The 678-nt window shown below is 66.4% G+C and carries 1 protein-coding gene and 1 pseudogene; both read right to left on the bottom strand.

All coding sequences use genetic code 11. The features are described 5' to 3' along the window. Nucleotides 1-223 (bottom strand): annotated as a pseudogene (locus tag PUR26_RS00035) (hypothetical protein); the annotation flags it as partial. Between the two features lie 43 nt (nucleotides 224-266). Then, nucleotides 267-512 carry a hypothetical protein gene (locus PUR26_RS00030; protein WP_329867992.1) on the bottom strand — a complete coding sequence of 82 codons (246 nt, stop codon included), beginning with the start codon at nucleotides 510-512 and terminating at the stop codon, nucleotides 267-269. Between the last annotated feature and the right edge of the window lie 166 nt (nucleotides 513-678).

The raw sequence follows: 678 nt of genomic DNA, 5'->3' as shown, positions 1-678 counted from the left end.
CGGCGGACGTGGCGCTGACCGCGCGGGTGAGCCAGCGGAGCAGGAGCTCGGGTTCTGTGCTGCCGACGATCCGCTCACGGACCTCGTCACTGACGTAGATGCCGCGCTGCTCCAGGATGATCAGGATGTCCTCGGCCCGGCTCTTGGCCCGGCTCTCGGCCTGGACCTCCTCCGTGTAGTCCTGCATGATCGGCGACTTGAAGAACGACATGTCCACGGCCATCAGGGTCCTCCACTGGTGTGCGTACCGGGCTTCTGCCCGGTGGCTACTCCTCCGCGAAGATCTCTTCGGCGGACGTGGCGCTGAGGGCGCGGGTGAGCCAGCGGAGAAGGATCTCAGGATCTTCGCCGGCGTTGATGCGCTCCCGGGCCGCGTCGCTGATGTGGATGCCGCGCTGCTCCAGGATGATCAAGAGGGCCTTCGCCTCGCCTTGGGCCTGCGCTTTCGCCCGGACCTCCTCCGTGTAGTCCTGCATGATCGGCGACTTGAAGAACGACATGTCCACGGCCATCAGGGTCCTCCACTGGTGTGCGTATCGGGCTCCCGCCCGGTGGCTACTCCTCCGCGAAGATCTCTTCGGCGGACGTGGCGCTGACCGCGCGGGTGAGCCAGCGGAGCAGGAGCTCGGGTTCTGTGCTGCCGACGATCCGCTCACGGACCTCGTCACTGACGTAGAT

The sequence above is a fragment of the Streptomyces sp. SP18CS02 genome (genome assembly GCF_036322365.1).
Taxonomy (GTDB): Bacteria; Actinomycetota; Actinomycetes; order Streptomycetales; family Streptomycetaceae; genus Streptomyces.
This window is presented reverse-complemented; position numbering and strand designations above follow the sequence as displayed.